The organism is Streptomyces sp. a15, from assembly GCF_059026085.1.
The window spans coordinates 215,223-231,783 of the sequence record NZ_JBWLKM010000001.1; the positions used below are offsets into that span (position 1 = coordinate 215,223).

At 69.5% G+C, this 16,561-nt stretch carries 15 protein-coding genes and 1 pseudogene; 11 read left to right on the top strand and 5 right to left on the bottom strand.

Annotation, left to right across the window (positions count from 1 at the left end):
- Positions 1 to 22: 22 nt before the first annotated feature.
- The gene (locus AC5P09_RS00990) at positions 23 to 1,039 is read right to left on the bottom strand and encodes a 4-hydroxy-3-methylbut-2-enyl diphosphate reductase (RefSeq protein WP_307677077.1); all 1,017 of its coding nucleotides are present in this window, start codon (positions 1,037 to 1,039) and stop codon (positions 23 to 25) included.
- Between the two features lie 195 nt (positions 1,040 to 1,234).
- On the opposite strand from AC5P09_RS00990, the gene xseA reads away from it, so the two are divergent.
- The 3 genes from xseA (at position 1,235) to AC5P09_RS01005 (ending at position 3,450) form a co-directional block, all read left to right on the top strand.
- Entirely contained in the window at positions 1,235 to 2,443 is a 1,209-nt protein-coding gene (xseA, locus tag AC5P09_RS00995) for an exodeoxyribonuclease VII large subunit (RefSeq protein ID WP_493871956.1), read from the top strand.
- 9 nt (positions 2,444 to 2,452) lie between these two features.
- Positions 2,453 to 2,695, top strand: a complete 243-nt coding sequence (locus tag AC5P09_RS01000; protein ID WP_329337538.1) for an exodeoxyribonuclease VII small subunit — start codon at positions 2,453 to 2,455, stop codon at positions 2,693 to 2,695.
- A 164-nt stretch (positions 2,696 to 2,859) separates the two neighbouring features.
- Positions 2,860 to 3,450 (top strand): malonic semialdehyde reductase, encoded by a 591-nt coding sequence (locus AC5P09_RS01005; RefSeq protein WP_493871957.1) that lies wholly within the window; start codon positions 2,860 to 2,862, stop codon positions 3,448 to 3,450.
- A gap of 63 nt (positions 3,451 to 3,513) precedes the next feature.
- Here AC5P09_RS01005 and AC5P09_RS01010 read toward each other — a convergent pair whose 3' ends face one another.
- A complete protein-coding gene (locus AC5P09_RS01010; protein WP_266434258.1) occupies positions 3,514 to 4,035 on the bottom strand; it encodes a DUF4245 domain-containing protein in 522 nt (173 codons plus the stop codon).
- A 126-nt stretch (positions 4,036 to 4,161) separates the two neighbouring features.
- Between AC5P09_RS01010 and glpX the strand changes: the two genes are divergently transcribed.
- A complete protein-coding gene (gene glpX, locus AC5P09_RS01015) occupies positions 4,162 to 5,196 on the top strand; it encodes a class II fructose-bisphosphatase (protein ID WP_493871958.1) in 1,035 nt (344 codons plus the stop codon).
- A gap of 113 nt (positions 5,197 to 5,309) precedes the next feature.
- Here the strand turns inward: glpX and AC5P09_RS01020 are convergent, their stop codons facing one another.
- Positions 5,310 to 5,687 (bottom strand): WhiB family transcriptional regulator, encoded by a 378-nt coding sequence (locus tag AC5P09_RS01020; RefSeq protein ID WP_493871959.1) that lies wholly within the window; start codon positions 5,685 to 5,687, stop codon positions 5,310 to 5,312.
- 173 nt (positions 5,688 to 5,860) lie between these two features.
- Entirely contained in the window at positions 5,861 to 6,553 is a 693-nt protein-coding gene (locus tag AC5P09_RS01025; protein WP_493871960.1) for a DUF1707 SHOCT-like domain-containing protein, read from the bottom strand.
- Positions 6,554 to 6,748: 195 nt separating this feature from the next.
- On the opposite strand from AC5P09_RS01025, the gene AC5P09_RS01030 reads away from it, so the two are divergent.
- The 6 genes from AC5P09_RS01030 to AC5P09_RS01055 all read left to right on the top strand — a co-directional run bounded on the left by AC5P09_RS01030 (position 6,749) and on the right by AC5P09_RS01055 (position 15,240).
- Positions 6,749 to 8,416: a fumarate hydratase gene (locus tag AC5P09_RS01030; RefSeq protein WP_493871961.1), complete on the top strand. Its 1,668-nt coding sequence runs from the start codon at positions 6,749 to 6,751 to the stop codon at positions 8,414 to 8,416.
- Positions 8,417 to 9,093: 677 nt separating this feature from the next.
- Positions 9,094 to 10,479, top strand: coding sequence for a class II fumarate hydratase (locus tag AC5P09_RS01035; RefSeq protein WP_493871962.1), 1,386 nt, complete (start codon positions 9,094 to 9,096; stop codon positions 10,477 to 10,479).
- Between the two features lie 83 nt (positions 10,480 to 10,562).
- Positions 10,563 to 11,258, top strand: a complete 696-nt coding sequence (gene fomD / locus AC5P09_RS01040) for a cytidylyl-2-hydroxypropylphosphonate hydrolase (RefSeq protein WP_493871963.1) — start codon at positions 10,563 to 10,565, stop codon at positions 11,256 to 11,258.
- A 295-nt stretch (positions 11,259 to 11,553) separates the two neighbouring features.
- Positions 11,554 to 13,668 (top strand): SpoIIE family protein phosphatase, encoded by a 2,115-nt coding sequence (locus AC5P09_RS01045; protein WP_493871964.1) that lies wholly within the window; start codon positions 11,554 to 11,556, stop codon positions 13,666 to 13,668.
- A 402-nt stretch (positions 13,669 to 14,070) separates the two neighbouring features.
- Positions 14,071 to 14,544 carry a hypothetical protein gene (locus AC5P09_RS01050; protein ID WP_493871965.1) on the top strand — a complete coding sequence of 158 codons (474 nt, stop codon included), beginning with the start codon at positions 14,071 to 14,073 and terminating at the stop codon, positions 14,542 to 14,544.
- 159 nt (positions 14,545 to 14,703) lie between these two features.
- Positions 14,704 to 15,240, top strand: coding sequence for a hypothetical protein (locus AC5P09_RS01055; protein WP_493871966.1), 537 nt, complete (start codon positions 14,704 to 14,706; stop codon positions 15,238 to 15,240).
- Between the two features lie 89 nt (positions 15,241 to 15,329).
- Here the strand turns inward: AC5P09_RS01055 and AC5P09_RS01060 are convergent, their stop codons facing one another.
- Positions 15,330 to 15,893 carry a hypothetical protein gene (locus AC5P09_RS01060; RefSeq protein ID WP_493871967.1) on the bottom strand — a complete coding sequence of 188 codons (564 nt, stop codon included), beginning with the start codon at positions 15,891 to 15,893 and terminating at the stop codon, positions 15,330 to 15,332.
- 539 nt (positions 15,894 to 16,432) lie between these two features.
- Here AC5P09_RS01060 and AC5P09_RS01065 point away from each other — a divergent pair.
- Positions 16,433 to 16,558: pseudogene (locus tag AC5P09_RS01065) on the top strand (ATP-binding protein); the annotation flags it as partial.
- Positions 16,559 to 16,561 lie beyond the last annotated feature (3 nt).

Here is a 16,561-nt window from a genome sequence, read left to right on the forward strand (position 1 = left end):
CCGAGCCGCTCTCACCCAGCTCTCACACACCTTCGCCACCGGCTGCGGCACGCTGCTTCATCAGCGCCGCCGCCTCCTCGCGCAGATCGCGGCGCAGCTCCTTCGGCAGCGAGAAGGTGATGGACTCCTCCGCCGCCCTGACCAGCTCGACGTCCTCGAACCCGCGCTGCGACAGCCACTCCAGGACCTGCTCGACCAGGATCTCCGGCACGGAGGCGCCGGAGGTGACGCCGACCGTGGACACGCCCTCCAGCCACGCCTCCTCGATCTCGTCGGCGAAGTCCACGAGGTAGGCCTCGCGCGAGCCGGCGAGCTTGGCGACCTCGACGAGCCGCTTGGAGTTGGAGGAGTTGCGGGAGCCGACGACGATCACCAGCTCGGCCTCGGCGCCCATCTGCTTCACCGCGAGCTGACGGTTCTGCGTGGCGTAGCAGATGTCGTCGCTGGGCGGGGAGATGAGCTGCGGGAACTTCTCCTTCAGGGCGTCGACGGTCTCCATGGTCTCGTCGACGGAGAGGGTGGTCTGGGACAGCCAGACGACCTTCGACTCGTCACGGACCTCGACCTTGGCGACGTCCTCGGGGCCGTCGACGAGCTGGATGTGCTCGGGGGCCTCGCCGGAGGTGCCGATGACCTCCTCGTGACCCTCGTGCCCGATCAGGAGGATGTCGTAGTCCTCGCCCGCGAAGCGGACGGCCTCCTTGTGGACCTTGGTGACCAGCGGGCAGGTCGCGTCGATGGTGGCGAGCCGGCCCTGCTTGGCCTCGTCGTGGACGGTCGGTGCGACGCCGTGCGCGGAGAACATGACGATGTTGCCCGGAGGCACCTCTTCCGTCTGTTCGACGAAGATGGCGCCCTTCTTCTCCAAGGTCTGCACGACGTACTTGTTGTGGACGATCTCGTGCCGGACGTAGACCGGAGCGCCGTACTGCTCCAGGGCTTTCTCGACGGCGATCACGGCGCGGTCCACACCCGCGCAGTAGCCACGGGGGGCGGCGAGCAGGACACGGCGGCCAGGCGAAGCAGTCATGCCCCCCATCGTAAGGCCGCGTACGGCGGGTCAAAGATCGCGTGTGTGTCGGGTTGGTGGCGAGACGGGTGGTGAACCCGGGCGGTTTCGCCCCCGCCGCCCCTACCCGTCCCATCCCCAGGGGCGCTGCCCCTTCGACCCCGTACCAGGGGGCTCTGCCCCCAGTGACGGGGCGTTGTCGTACCGGGCCGTTACCCTCGCGGCATGGCTGTCAACACGTCGCCCGAGACGCCCCTGCCCGTCGGTGAGGTCTCGCGGCTCATCGGGGGGTGGATCGACCGGCTCGGGGCCGTGTGGGTGGAGGGGCAGATCACCCAGTTGTCGCGGCGACCGGGCGCGGGGGTCGTTTTTCTGACGTTGCGTGATCCGTCGTACGACATCTCCGTCGGCGTCACCTGTTATCGCCAGGTGTTCGACTCCGTCGCCGATGTCGTCAGCGAGGGCGCGCGGGTCGTCGTCCTCGCGAAGCCCGAGTGGTACGCCCCACGGGGGCAACTGTCGTTGCGGGCCGCCGAGATCAGGCCCGTCGGCGTCGGCGAGCTGCTCGCGCGGCTCGAGCAGTTGAAGAAGGCCCTCACCGCCGAGGGACTGTTCGCACCCGGGCGCAAGAAGCCGCTGCCCTTCCTGCCCCAGCTCGTCGGGCTGGTCTGCGGGCGGGCCTCCGCCGCGGAGCGGGACGTGCTGGAGAACGCCCGGCACCGCTGGCCGGCCGTCCGCTTCGAGGTGCGCAACGTGGCCGTGCAGGGCGTGCACGCCGTACCGCAGGTCGTCCAGGCCGTGAAGGAGCTCGACGAGAACGACGAGGTGGACGTGATCGTCGTCGCGCGCGGGGGCGGCAGCGTGGAGGACCTGCTGCCCTTCTCCGACGAGCAGCTCATCAGGACCGTCGCGGAATGCCGCACCCCCGTCGTGTCCGCCATCGGGCACGAACCCGACACGCCGCTCCTCGACTATGTCGCCGACCTGCGCGCCTCCACCCCGACCGACGCCGCGAAGAAGGTCGTACCGGACGTCGGCGAGGAGTACGAGCGGGTACGGCTGCTGCGGGACCGGGCCCGGCGGTGTGTGCAGGCGTTCGTGGACCGGGAGGAACGCGGGCTCGCCCAGGCGCTCGCCCGGCCGGTGATAGAGGATCCGCACCGGATGATCTACGAACGGGCCGACCAGGTCGCGTCCCTGCTCGACCGCGGCCGGCGCACCCTCGGCCATCACCTCGACCGCGCCGACTCCGAGCTGACGCACACGCACGCACGCGTGGTGGGCCTCTCCCCCGCCGCCACCCTCAAGCGGGGGTACGCCGTGCTGCAGAAGACCGACGGGCACGTCGTCCGGGACCCGGACGAGGTCACGGGGGACGAGGTCCTGCGCGCGCGGGTCGCCGAGGGTGAGTTCGTGGTTCGAGTCGATGCATAGGGTGAGCGAATGAGCAGCAAGACGGATGAGGCACTCGGGTACGAGCAGGCGCGGGACGAGTTGATCGACGTCGTACGGCGGCTGGAGGCGGGCGGTACGACGCTGGAGGAGTCCCTGGCGCTCTGGGAGCGGGGCGAGGAACTGGCGAAGGTGTGCCGGCGCTGGCTGGAGGGGGCGCGGGCGCGGCTGAACGCGGCCCTTGCGGAGGAGGAAGAGCAGGCGGACCGGGGAGAGGCCGAGGCGGCCGAGTAGCGCCGGGCATCCGAGCCTGCGAGACGAACCTGTGAGACGAACCTGTGAGGCGGATCACCACGGTCCGGTTTTTGTTGAAGGTTGAACTTCACTGGCGTACGGTCGATGACGTCAGCCGGTCCGGTTTCTCCGGATCCGACGTACGTCCCCGAGAAGGTTCACGCATGTCACTCGTCCTTGACCCCGCCGCCCAGGACCTCCTGTTCCGTGAGGCCCGCACCGCGAACACCTTCACCGACGAGCCGGTGACCGACGAGCAGGTACAGGCGATCTACGACCTGGTCAAGTACGGTCCGACCGCTTTCAACCAGTCCCCGCTGCGCGTCACCCTGGTCCGCTCCGCCGAGGCCCGTGAGCGCCTGGTCCAGCACATGGCCGAGGGCAACCAGCCGAAGACCGCCACCGCCCCGCTGGTCGCGATCCTCGCCGCGGACAACGAGTTCCACGAGGAGCTGCCGGAGCTCTTCCCGCACTTCCCGCAGGCCAAGGACGTCTTCTTCGCCGAGCGCTCCGCCCGTGAGGGTGCCGCCACGCTGAACGCCGCCCTGCAGGCCGCGTACTTCATCATCGGCGTCCGCGCCGCGGGCCTCGCCGCCGGTCCGATGACCGGTCTGGACTTCGAGGGTGTCCGCAAGGAGTTCCTGGACGACGACCACACCCCGCTGATGGTCGTCAACATCGGCACCCCGGGCGAGGACGCCTGGTTCCCGCGCTCCCCGCGTCTCGCGTACGACGAGGTCATCACCACCGTCTGAGCGGTTCGGATAGAAGAAGGCCCCCGGCTGCGACGCCGGGGGCCTTCTTCGCGTCCTGGGGGCTCACGCCATCTTCAGGGCCCCGGCCATCTCCGCCAGCCGGCCGATCGTGCCGGTGCCCGCCACCACCGTCGTCACGCCGTCGCCCTGGTGCACGAGCGCGTCGTACCGGCCGCCCGTGTAGCGCGTCCAGGTGCGGCCGTCGATCTCCTGGGTGGTCTTCGTCGCCTCGGCGCCCTGGCTGGCCTCGTCGATGAACGTCGACGGCTTCTGAGTCGACTGCTCGACCTGGACGTACTCCCCGTCGGGCGCGTGGAAGCCCAGGTGCCAGGCGTCGAAGTTGTCGCCCTGGAAGCGGACGGAGGTGGCCTTCCAGTCCGAGGAGAGGCCCTCGGGCGCGGCCACCGGGTAGGAGGCCGCGCGGCGCGCCGTGAGCAGCTCGACGCGGTAGTCGACCGTCTTGATCTCCGGAGCGGAGTCGTCGTGCGGGATGAAGAGGTAGATGACACCCGCCATGAGCCCGATCAGCCCCAAGGAGAGGATCATGTCCCGGACCGTCTTCTGCTTACCGTTCGAACCTGCCACGTCCCTATCGTCGCAGGTGCCCTGGTCCGCTCATCCGTGGGGCCCCCTGCTCATTTTGTCTGCCTGACGATAGAGTCGGGCCCATACCCTCATCCGGCCGTCGCCGTATCAGAAAGGTGCGCTCCGATGACCGAGCATCATCATCTGCCGTCCGAGCTCGAGGTTCCCTCCGAGGCTCCCGACCGCAACCTCGCCCTGGAACTCGTACGGGTGACCGAAGCCGCGGCGATGGCCGCGGGCCGCTGGGTCGGGCGCGGCGACAAGAACGGCGCCGACGGTGCCGCGGTTCGGGCCATGCGGACCCTCGTGTCCACCGTCTCGATGAACGGCGTCGTCGTCATCGGGGAGGGCGAGAAGGACGAAGCCCCGATGCTCTTCAACGGGGAGCGCGTCGGCGACGGGACCGGGCCCGAGTGCGACATCGCCGTCGACCCGATCGACGGCACCACGCTGACCGCGAAGGGCATGACGAACGCGATCGCGGTGCTGGCCGCCGCCGACCGCGGGTCGATGTTCGACCCGTCCGCCGTCTTCTACATGGACAAGCTGGTCACCGGGCCCGAGGCCGCCGACTTCGTCGACATCAACGCGCCCGTGTCCGTGAACATCCGCCGGGTCGCCAAGGCCAAGCGGTCCACTCCCGAGGACGTCACCGTCGTCATCCTGGACCGGCCGCGGCACGCGGGCCTCATCGACGAGGTCCGCGAGACCGGCGCGCGCATCAGGCTGATCTCCGACGGCGACGTGGCCGGCTCGATCCTGGCGCTGCGCGAAGGCACCGGCGTCGACCTGCTGCTCGGCGTCGGCGGCACACCGGAGGGCATCATCTCGGCCTGTGCCGTGAAGTGTCTGGGCGGCACGATCCAGGGCAAGCTGTGGCCGAAGGACGACGAGGAGCGGCAGCGGGCCATCGACGCGGGGCACGATCTGGACCGGGTGCTGACGACCGACGACCTGGTGTCCGGCGAGAACGTCTTCTTCGTGGCGACGGGCATCACCGACGGCGAGCTGCTGCGGGGCGTGCGGTACCGGTCGGAGACCGCGACCACCGACTCGATCGTGATGCGGTCGAAGTCCGGGACGGTGCGTCGGATCGACTCGGAGCACCGGCTGAGCAAGCTGCGGGCCTACAGCGCGATCGACTTCGACCGGGCCAAGTAGGCACGTCCGGGCGAAGCAAGCACGTCCGGGCGAAGCAAGCACGTCCGACCAGCGTCGGTGGGGCGCCCCCGGTGCGGTGGGGGCGCCCCATCGGCGTATGTCGGGCGGGCCGGTCAGCCCGCTGCGGCTATGCGCTCCGCCGGCCTCGCGGCCTTTTTCAGCTCCAGGTCGCGGCGGCGGCGCCTCGCCAGGACCACTCGGCGTTCGGCGGCGGTCAGTCCGCCCCAGACGCCGTACGGTTCCGGTTGCAGGAGCGCGTGCTCGCGGCACTCGACCATGACCGGGCAGCCCGAACAGACGCGTTTCGCGGCCTGCTCGCGGGAGAGCCGGGCGGCGGTGGGCTCTTTGGACGGTGCGAAGAACAGGCCGGCCTCGTCGCGCCGGCACACCGCCTCGGTGTGCCAGGGTGCGTCTTGGTCCCTGTCCCGCACTGGCACCCGCTGGGCCGGAACGGCAGCTACCTGCAGGGACGAATGCGGCGGTTGCAGCACGGTCTACTCCTGACGACGGCTTCGCGAGCGAGCGACGATGCAGCAAGGCCTACCCGCTGTGCGCGCGCCTATGCACTGAGTTCCGAACCGCTGGATTCCGTGGGGATGTGCGCGCTTCGGGCGCGACAGGCGATGATCCCTTCCGCTTCACATCCCGGCCGAATTCACAACCGTCAATGATCCAGGTGCTTGCGCAAACTCTTGTCGACCTTGCGGTGCACGCGGTCGAGGATGTCCGCGACGAGCTTGCCGCGCTTGGGCCTGCCCTCGATGTTGCCGAGCACGGCCCAGCCGTCCACGTAGACCACGGGGGCCTCGGGGTCGGCCGAATCGAGCGTGTCCACCTCGAAGTTGCCGAGGACGCCGCCGCCGGTGCCGCGCAGCGACACGTTCTCCGGGACACGGACCTCGACGTTGCCGAAGACGGAGATCGCCTTGATGACGACCTGTCGGTACTCGAAGATCGCCTCGCTGAGATCGATCTCCACGCTGCCGAAGACGGCGTACGCGTGGATACGGCGGCCCGCTCGCCAGCGGCCCTTGCGGACGGCGCTGCTGAAGACCGCGACCACGTTGTCGTCCGGGTCGTGCGGGATGGCGTCGGTGGGGCGGTTGGGGGCCGGGTTGTAGACAGGGGCGGCCCGGCGCTCGTGGGCGGCCGGCAGGTCCCGTATGAAGACCTCCAGCTCGCCCACCGTCTTGGCGCTCAGCACCCCCTCGACGCGCTCCGCGTGCTCGTCGGCGGTGAGGCGGCCCTCGGCGAGGGCCTCGCGCAGTATGTCGGCGATCCGGTCGCGGTCGGCGTCCGAGGCGCGCAGTCCGGCGGGGGACTGCGCCTGCGGTTCGGTGTGCTTCTGAAGGTCCACGGCAGCAGCGTACCCAAACGCGATAGATCGCGACTAGGGCTGTGGACAACCTTGACCGGGCTCGATCCGGCTTGATCCCGCTTGATCCGGCCAACTGAGGATTACCTCACAAGAGTGCTGTCGGTGGCAGGTTCTACGCTGGTGGGCGCTGCCAATGGAGGCCAGCGGCCGTCTGTCGAGTGAGGAATGGGCGAGATGCCTGAGTTCGCGTACACCGATCTGCTCCCTGTGGGAGAGGACACCACCCCGTACCGGCTGGTGACCTCCGAGGGTGTCTCCACTTTCGAGGCCGACGGGCGGACGTTCCTCAAGGTCGAGCCCCAGGCGCTGCGCAAGCTCGCCGAGGAGGCCATCCATGACATCCAGCACTACCTGCGCCCGGCCCACCTGGCCCAGCTGCGCCGGATCATCGACGACCCCGAGGCGTCGAGCAACGACAAGTTCGTGGCCCTCGACCTGCTGAAGAACGCGAACATCGCGGCCGCGGGCGTGCTGCCGATGTGCCAGGACACCGGTACGGCGATCGTCATGGGCAAGCGCGGGCAGAACGTGCTCACGGAGGGCGGCGACGAGGCAGCCCTTTCGCGCGGCATCTACGACGCGTACCTGAACCTGAACCTGCGCTACTCGCAGATGGCCCCTCTCACCATGTGGGAGGAGAAGAACACCGGCTCGAACCTGCCGGCGCAGATCGAGCTGTACGCCACCGACGGCGGCGCCTACAAGTTCCTCTTCATGGCGAAGGGCGGCGGCTCCGCCAACAAGTCCTTCCTCTACCAGGAGACGAAGGCCGTCCTGAACGAGGCCTCCATGATGAAGTTCCTGGAGGAGAAGATCCGTTCGCTCGGTACGGCCGCCTGCCCGCCGTACCACCTGGCGATCGTCGTCGGCGGTACGTCGGCCGAATACGCGCTGAAGACCGCGAAGTACGCCTCCGCGCACTACCTGGACGAGATTCCGGCCGAGGGCTCGGAGCTGGGCCACGGCTTCCGGGACAAGGAGCTGGAGGAGAAGGTCTTCGAGCTGACGCAGAGGATCGGCATCGGCGCGCAGTTCGGCGGCAAGTACTTCTGTCACGACGTGCGTGTCGTGCGGCTGCCGCGGCACGGGGCCTCCTGCCCGGTCGCCATCGCCGTGTCCTGCTCCGCCGACCGTCAGGCCGTCGCGAAGATCACCGCCGAGGGTGTTTTCCTGGAGCAGTTGGAGACCGACCCGGCGCGGTTCCTGCCGGAGACGACGGACGAGCACCTGGACGAGGCGGGCGACGTCGTCAGGATCGACCTGAACCAGCCGATGGACGACATCCTGGCGGAGCTGACCAAGTACCCGGTCAAGACGCGGCTTTCGCTGACCGGGCCGCTGGTCGTCGCCCGTGACATCGCGCACGCCAAGATCAAGGAGCGGCTGGACGCGGGCGAGGAGATGCCGCAGTACCTGAAGGACCACCCGGTGTACTACGCGGGCCCCGCCAAGACCCCGGAGGGCTACGCGTCCGGTTCCTTCGGCCCGACGACGGCCGGCCGCATGGACTCCTACGTCGAGCAGTTCCAGGCGGCGGGCGGCTCGAAGGTGATGCTGGCGAAGGGCAACCGGTCGGCACAGGTCACCAAGGCGTGCGACGCGCACGGCGGCTTCTACCTCGGTTCCATCGGCGGCCCCGCCGCCCGCCTCGCCCAGGACTGCATCAAGAAGGTCGAGGTCGTCGAGTACGAGGAGCTCGGCATGGAGGCCGTCTGGAAGATCGAGGTCGAGGACTTCCCGGCGTTCGTCGTCGTGGACGACAAGGGCAACGACTTCTTCCAGGACCCGGCGCCCGCGCCGACGTTCACGTCGATTCCGGTGCGGGGGCCCGGGCTCGCGTAGTGCCTGCGGGGCGGCGGCCGGGAACGGGTTTCGCCCCCGCCGCCCCTACCCGTCCCATCCTCCAGGGGCTCCGCCCCTTCAACCCCGACGGGGACTGCGTCCCCTGCACCCCGCCGGGGGCTCGGCCTTCACGTCCGGCAGACCGCTGGGGCTCCGCCTCCGCACTCCCTTGCGGCTGCCGCCTCAACACCGCCCGGGGCCCCACAACCTGGCAACGACCCGCCTCCCGTAGGGCTGCGCATCCTCCCGCTGGGGCAGCGCCCCGCACTCCGCCGGACTCCGCCACACTCCCCTGCGGCTGCCGCCTCAACACCCCGCCCTGAAGCCCCGCAACCCGCCGAGGCAACGACCCGCACTCCCGTGGGGCTGCAGCTCCTCCCCCTGGGGCAGCGCCCCGCACTCCGCCGCCACACCCCTGCGGCTGCCGCCTCAACACCCCGCCCTGGAGCGCTACCTCCGCACCCCGCCCTGGGGCTCCACCTCCGCACCCCCTGAGGCAGCTGTCCCCCGCGGCCCCTTCGGCCTCCCCCGCGGTCCGTAGGGCGAGGGTGTCGTCGGATGCTCCGTCTCTCGCGGTGTGTGTTCGACGCGTGACCGGGTGTCGGTGGGGGCGCGGCGGAATGGTGGAACCTTGGGGGCTCCGGAACATCCGTGGCCTTCCGATCGCTGTATCCGGCATGAGCGACTACCGCATCGAGCACGACTCCATGGGCGAGGTCCACGTCCCCGCGGACGCCAAGTGGCGGGCCCAGACACAGCGCGCCGTGGAGAATTTCCCGATCTCCGGGCAGCATCTGGAACGCGCCCATATCGAGGCCCTCGCCCGGATCAAGGCGGCCGCAGCCAAGGTGAACGCGGAGTTGGGGGTGCTCGAGAAGGACGTCGCCACGGCGATCCAGGAGGCGGCGGACGAGGTCGCCGAAGGGCGCTGGGACGCGCACTTCCCGGTGGACGTGTTCCAGACCGGCTCCGGTACGTCGTCCAACATGAACACCAACGAGGTCATCGCCACGCTCGCGACCGAGCGGCTCGGGCGGGACGTACATCCCAACGACCACGTCAACGCGTCCCAGTCGTCCAACGACGTGTTCCCGTCGTCCATTCACATCGCCGCCACCGCCGCCGTCACCCGGGATCTCGTCCCGGCGCTGGAGCACCTCGCCGACTCCCTCGCCCGTAAGTCCGAGGAGTTCGCCGACGTCGTGAAGTCGGGGCGGACGCATCTCATGGACGCCACGCCGGTGACGCTGGGGCAGGAGTTCGGGGGGTACGCGGCGCAGGTGCGGTACGGCGTCGAGCGGCTCCAGGCCTCCCTCCCGCGACTTGCCGAGCTGCCCCTCGGGGGGACCGCCGTCGGGACCGGGATCAACACACCCCCCGGGTTCTCCGCCGCCGTCATCGAGGAAGTCGCCCGCACCACCGGGCTGCCGCTCACCGAGGCCCGCGACCACTTCGAGGCGCAGGGGGCCCGGGACGGGATCGTCGAGACGAGCGGGCAGCTGCGGACCGTCGCCGTGTCGCTCACGAAGATCGCCAATGACCTGCGGTGGATGGCCTCCGGGCCGCGCACCGGGCTGGCGGAGATCTCGCTGCCCGATCTCCAGCCGGGGTCGTCGATCATGCCCGGCAAGGTCAACCCGGTGATCCCGGAGGCCGTGCTCATGGTCTCCGCCCAGGTCATCGGCAATGACGTGACCGTCGCCACCGCCGGTGCCGCCGGCAACTTCGAGCTCAACGTGATGCTGCCGGTCATCGCGAAGAACGTGTTGGAGTCCGTCCGGCTGCTCGCCAACGTCTCGCGGCTGCTCGCCGACCGGACCGTCGACGGGATCGTCGCCCACCGGGAGCGGGCGCGGGAGTACGCCGAGTCGTCGCCGTCCATGGTGACTCCGCTCAACAAGTACATCGGGTACGAGGAGGCCGCGAAGGTCGCCAAGAAGGCGCTGGCGGAGCAGAAGACCATCCGTCAGGTCGTCGTCGAGGGCGGGTACGTGGAGCGCGGGAACCTCACCGAACAGCAGCTGGACGAGGCGTTGGATGTCCTGCGGATGACGCGTCCGTAACCGATCGGGCACGCCTCGCGCCCCGCGCGTGAACCGTGACGCGCGCCGCAGCGTCGTATGCCTGTGGCACCTAATATCTGTGCATGGCAGACGGTGGAGCGGTGAGAGCCGAAGCGGACGCGGGCGGGTCGGCGGTGTTCTGGGCGCCCGGGAGTCAGATCCTGTGGCGTTACCGGGAGAACGGCGGCGCGCGCTTCCACATCGCGCGTCCCGTCACCGTCGTACGGGACGACAGCGAGGTGCTCGCCGTGTGGATGGCGCCCGGCACCGAGTGTGTGAAGCCGGTGCTCGCGGACGGTACGCCGGTGCACGTCGAGCCGTTGGAGAGCCGCTACACCAAACCGCGGACCGTGCAGCGCGACCGGTGGTTCGGGACGGGTGTGCTGAAGCTGGCGCGACCCGGTGAACCCTGGTCGGTCTGGCTTTTCTGGGATCCGGGCTGGCGGTTCAAGAACTGGTACGTGAACCTGGAGGAGCCACTGACGCGTTGGGACGGCGGGGTTGATTCCGAGGACCACTTCCTGGACATCTCCGTACATCCCGACCGAAGTTGGCACTGGCGGGACGAGGACGAGTTCGCGCAGGCCCAGCGGGACGGGCTGATGGATGCTCAACTGGCCGAACAAGTACGGGAGGCGGGACGGTCCGCCGTGGAGGTGATCCGGGCCTGGGGGCCGCCGTTCTCGGACGGCTGGCAGCACTGGCGTCCCGATCCGTCCTGGAGTGTCCCTACCCTGCCGGAGGACTGGGATCGTACGCCCGCGCACATGTCCTCATGAGACCCTTGATGCGCCCCCGGGCAAGAAACGTAGGATCGTCCTCCGCAAGGGCGCGCAGTGACAACTAGCGGGGTACGCGCTGGGCTTGACCGATCGTCACCGAGGGGCGGCAGGACGTGAGCGAGAGGTACGAGGGCAACACCGGTGTGGACGGCAACGCCCCCGCCGGTGGCACAGAAACAGCCTCTGGCCACGCCGGAAATCCGTTCCTGGGACATGTATTCCGGGTATCGGGTTTTCGGCGGGACCAACTGCACGCGCGGTACCCAGCGCCGGACGGACGGATTCGACACGCGTGACGGAGCAGCCGACCTCCTTCGAACGGCCCCAGCCGGGCGCCGACCCCGCGGATCCCCGCGGGGCGCTCCTGCGTACCTCGGCGCCGTCGCACCCGCACAGTGCCGAGCATGGCTCGGACACGCCGTCGCACGCGCCCGGCGCGGGAGCCTTACCGGCACAGGCGCGCGCCGGCGAGACGCCGCCCGCCGGTCCCGGCACGACGACATCGAGCGGTAAGGACACCAGAGCCGTAGGTACCGACCCCGAGCACTCCCAGCCCGCCGTCTCCGCCGAGCCGGACACGCACCGTCCCCGGCCGGTGCCCGAGGCGATCCCGGCCCAGCCGGGCACCGAGAGCGCCAAGAGCCAGGAACGCCGTACCGGGCAGGGGCTGCCGCCCGGCCGGCCCACGCCGATGCGGCGGGACGGCGACCGGCTGCGGTTCGTGGGCGCCGCGACCCGGCGGATCGCCCGCGGCATCGACCTCGACGAGATCGTGATGGGGCTGTGCCGGGCGACCGTGCCGACCTTCTCCGACGCGATCCTCGTCTATCTGCGAGACCCGCTGCCGGTCGGCGACGAGCGGCCCACCGGGCCCCTCGTGCTGCGGCTGCGCCGGACCGACCGGATCCCGCAGGAGCGGGACCTGGAGGACGGGATCCTGCCGGTGCCGGTCCCGGATCAGCCCGAGTTGGACACGATCGGCACGGAGCTGTGCGAGGTACGGCCCGGCAGCGCGCTCGCCGAGGTGCTGCGCGGGGTGCGTCCCGTGTTCACGGACACCTCGGACGTACGCGCCGCACTGACCGAACTTCTCGGCGAGGGCGGCGAGTTCACCGTACCCGCCGGACAGCGGGCGATCCTCGCCCCGCTGCGCGGCCGGCGCCGGGTGATCGGTGCCGCGCTGTTCCTGCGCCGCCCGGAGCGCATCGCCTTCGAGCCGGACGACCTGCTGGTCGCCGCCCAGCTCGCCACACACAGCGCGCTCGGCATCGACAAGGCGGTGCTGTACGGCCGTGAGGCGTACATCGCCGACGAGTTGCAGCGCACCATGCTGCCGGAGACGCTGCCGCGGCCCACGGGCGTACGGCTGGCGTCCCGCTACCTGCCGGCGGCCGAGACCGCCCGGGTCGGCGGCGACTGGTACGACGCGATCCCGCTGCCGGGCAGCCGCGTGGCGCTGGTGGTGGGCGACGTCATGGGGCACTCCATGACGTCCGCCGCGATCATGGGCCAGCTGCGGACCACCGCACAGACCCTCGCCGGGCTCGACCTGCCGCCGCAGGAGGTCCTGCACCACCTCGACGAACAGGCCCAGCGGCTCGGCACCGACCGCATGGCGACCTGCCTGTACGCCGTCTACGACCCGGTCTCGCACCGCATCACCATCGCCAACGCCGGCCATCCCCCGCCGGTCCTGCTGCACCTGGGCGGCCGCGCCGAGGTACTGCGGGTGCCGCCGGGCGCGCCGATCGGGGTCGGCGGTGTCGACTTCGAGGCCGTGGAGCTGGACGCACCGGCCGGAGCGACCCTGCTCCTCTACACGGACGGGCTCGTCGAGTCGCGTCTGCGGGACGTGTGGACCGGGATAGAGCAGCTGCGCGAGAAGCTCGCCGCCACCGCGCAGCTGACCGGACCCGATCATCCGCCGCCCCTCGAAGCGCTGTGCGACGAGGTGCTCGACATGCTCGGCCCCGGCGACCGGGACGACGACATCGCCCTGCTCGCCGCCCGCTTCGACGGGATCGCGCCGAGCGACGTGGCGTACTGGTTCCTGGAGCCGGAGGACGCGGCCCCCGGCCGGGCCCGGCGGCTGGCCCGGCGGGCGCTCGCCCGCTGGGGCATGGAGGAGATCACCGACTCCGTGGAACTGCTGGTCAGCGAGGTCGTGACGAACGCCGTGCGCTATGCGACCCGGCCGATCACGCTCCGGCTGCTGCGGACGGATGTGCTGCGCTGCGAGGTCGGGGACGACGTTCCGCAGCTGCCGAGGCTCAGGCAGGCTCGCGCCACGGACGAGGGCGGTCGTGGGCTGTTCCTGGTGAACAAGGTTGCCAGGAGGTGGGGGGCGACCCGGCTTTCCACCGGCAAGGTGGTCTGGTTCGAGCTCGGGGTGCCGTCCGCTTCCTAGTGCCGTGGCAGGCGACGTTTGCCCGTGAAGGAGCGGCGTCCGGTGCGTGCTCTGGGGGTCCCCCCTCTGGGGGAGTGCCGGCCGGGGGCCCTCGTACTGGACGTACTTGGGTCTTCGGCCGGTGCGGCGAGTGGGGGCCCCTCCCACGCCCTTAAGGCAGTGGTGGAGCGTGCCGGGCGTCGCGACGGGGCGAACGTTGCCTGCCACGGCACTAGCTAGTACTGCTTCCTGGTCGTCCGCTTGGTGCGGACGACCACGGAAGTGGTGCCGGTCGTTCCCCTGTTCGGGTGGCATGTGCGGCACCGCCGCGCATGGCGCGTTGCGTGGCAGGGTTCCTGAGCTTGGAATGACTCGCCGGTGCTCCCAAGGTCCGAGCGCCCGCAGTCACCCCCAGGAGGATGCATGCCCTCTGCCACCGTCCGCCGCGCCGTGACCGTCGGCGCCTTGACCACCGCATTGACTCTTTCGCTGTCCGCACAAGCCTCGGCGGATGCCGGGGACGAGGACATCGTGCGCGTCAAGTACACCGGCGTCACCGCACTCGACATGAGCCCCAGGTTCATCGCTCCGGGCGACAGCTGGGTCACCTACCTGAACCTGTACACCCCCAAGCACAAGTTCGCCGGCGACGCCAGTTCGCGGTGCAGCGCCGTAGAGGCCCACGAGAACCGGGTGACCACCCAGTGCACGCGGGTGCTGCGTCTGAAGAACGGGGAGATCACCCTCCACGACCTGATCACCCGGGAGGGCAGGCAGCCCGTGACGGCCAAGACCGCCATCGCGGGCGGCACGGGCATCTACAACGACGCCGAAGGAGAGGGCTACATCACCCTGACGGGCGACAGCGTCCACTTCGACCTCTACGTCGATGACTGACCGGCACACCGCGGCTGGCCGCGGGACGGATGTCCCGCCGGCCGAGCGGTGCGTTCGGTCCGGCCACGCGGGGCCCGTCGCACTGCAGGAACACACTGCGTGGAATGACTCGCCCATGCTCCGGAACGCCTGGGGCACCCTGTTCGGCCTGGAGGTTTCGTGATCAAATCGGCTGCCCGTGGCGTCGTCGTCACCGCCCTCACCACCGCGATCGCCCTTCTCCCGTCGCTGGCACAGGCCGAGGGGTCGGACAAGGACAACGAGATCGAGAGGGTGGAGCTGACGGGCGTCACCGCGTTCGACACCTCGCCCCGGCACATCCGGACCGGTGACCGCTGGCTGACCCGACTGGAGCTCTACACCGAGAACAAGACGAAGAGCGAAAAGAAGAAGCCGAAGAACGAGAAGACGACGAAGAAGTCGAGCCGGAAGCCGTTGCGCGCCGGTGCCGGTGAGTCGGAGTGCAGCGCGATCCACGTCCGGCACCACGAGGTGACCACGCAGTGCACACGTGTTCTGCGCCTGAAGAAGGGGACACTGACGCTCAGCGACATGATCACTTACAACCCGCACAAGCCCGTGACGGCCAAGACCGCCATCATCGGCGGCACCGGCCATTACCGCTCCGCCTATGGTGACGGCTACATCACCCTGGATGGTCGGTGCGTCCACCTGGAGCTCAACGTCGACGAATGACGCGGGGCATACCACGCCGGTGCAGGAGACGCCGTACGCGTCCCTGCACCGGCGCCTTTTCCGCCGCCCTTTTCGCCGCCTTCAGTCCTTCAGTCGCTTATTCCAGAGGTTTTCTCGATGAGTCGAGTGAAAACGATGAGGGCCCCCATTGCGGGAGGAAGGCTGGCCAGGGTCCACAGGACAAAGAATCCCGCTGCCGCCCCGGCCGCCATGGGCAACACTCTCGGGGCATCCTCGGAAACTCCGGCCACGACCAACAGGAACACAGTGGACAGAATTCCCATGGCGATAATGGTGAAGAACGGCCACAAGTAATTGACGATGGGCAAGATGCGGGCTTTTCTTGCCTTCTTCAGAAAGTTGTTGTCACAGGCTCGCGTGATCATCGCCAGGATGGCGAATACGGACCCGATGACGATACCCACCATGGAGACTGCGACTCCCAGCGCCTCCTCTATCGGCAGGTCGCCGTCATGCCCCAGCCAGGCGCCCCCCGCCGCGCCGCAGGACGCACTCAGCGGCTCGCCCCACCACCCGCTCCTCAGGCTCACGTGCACAAGCCTCATGAACTCCTTGAAGTACTTGTCCCCCAGGGTGCGTCCACTGGGCTCCTCCGGGTGGGAGTCAAAAGCGTTCGGGTTTTCTCTGTTCATGAAAGCCCCCACCCGTCGGCAGCCACTTTCACTGAGCCGCGTTCATGCGGCTCATTTCCTCGGCACCTCACCCTCCCGCCGGCTACGCAGGAGGTCGTCACCGTTGTTCCTGTACCTTTCCACTTCTATGACCGATCCATTTCTATGACCGATCCGTACGCGCTCATGTCGCGTATGGCGTCGTACAGCGAAGCGCAGCGTTCAGCGGGAGACTCCTGCCTTGATTCGGATCCCGAAACCCCGGTGGCGCGGTCGAGACGAGCGAGGGTGTTCTCCGGGTCGTGTGCGAGGCCGACGCTGAAGTCACGTGTGCCGACCTTGCACTCGGCGAGCTCTCGAAGAGAACTGTCCATGCTCGTGCCACCTTTCATGGTGCGCGCCGGACGGCGCCGCCGGGAAATAGGGTCAAAACATGGCACAACCATAGGCCGATACCGCCGATCAGGCTCTTCAGAGCGACATTCGAGTGAACAGTAGGCGAACACAACGTGGCCGGACGCCCTTCCCGGCCTGGCCCGGCGGCTGGCCCGGTGGGCGCTCGCGCGCTCCGTGCCACGGACGAGGGCGGGCGCGGGCTGTACCTGGTGAACCGGCTGGCCCGGCGGTGGGGGGCGACGCGGCTGAGCACGGGGAAGGTCGTCTGGTTCGAGCTGAACAGCAGCTGATGC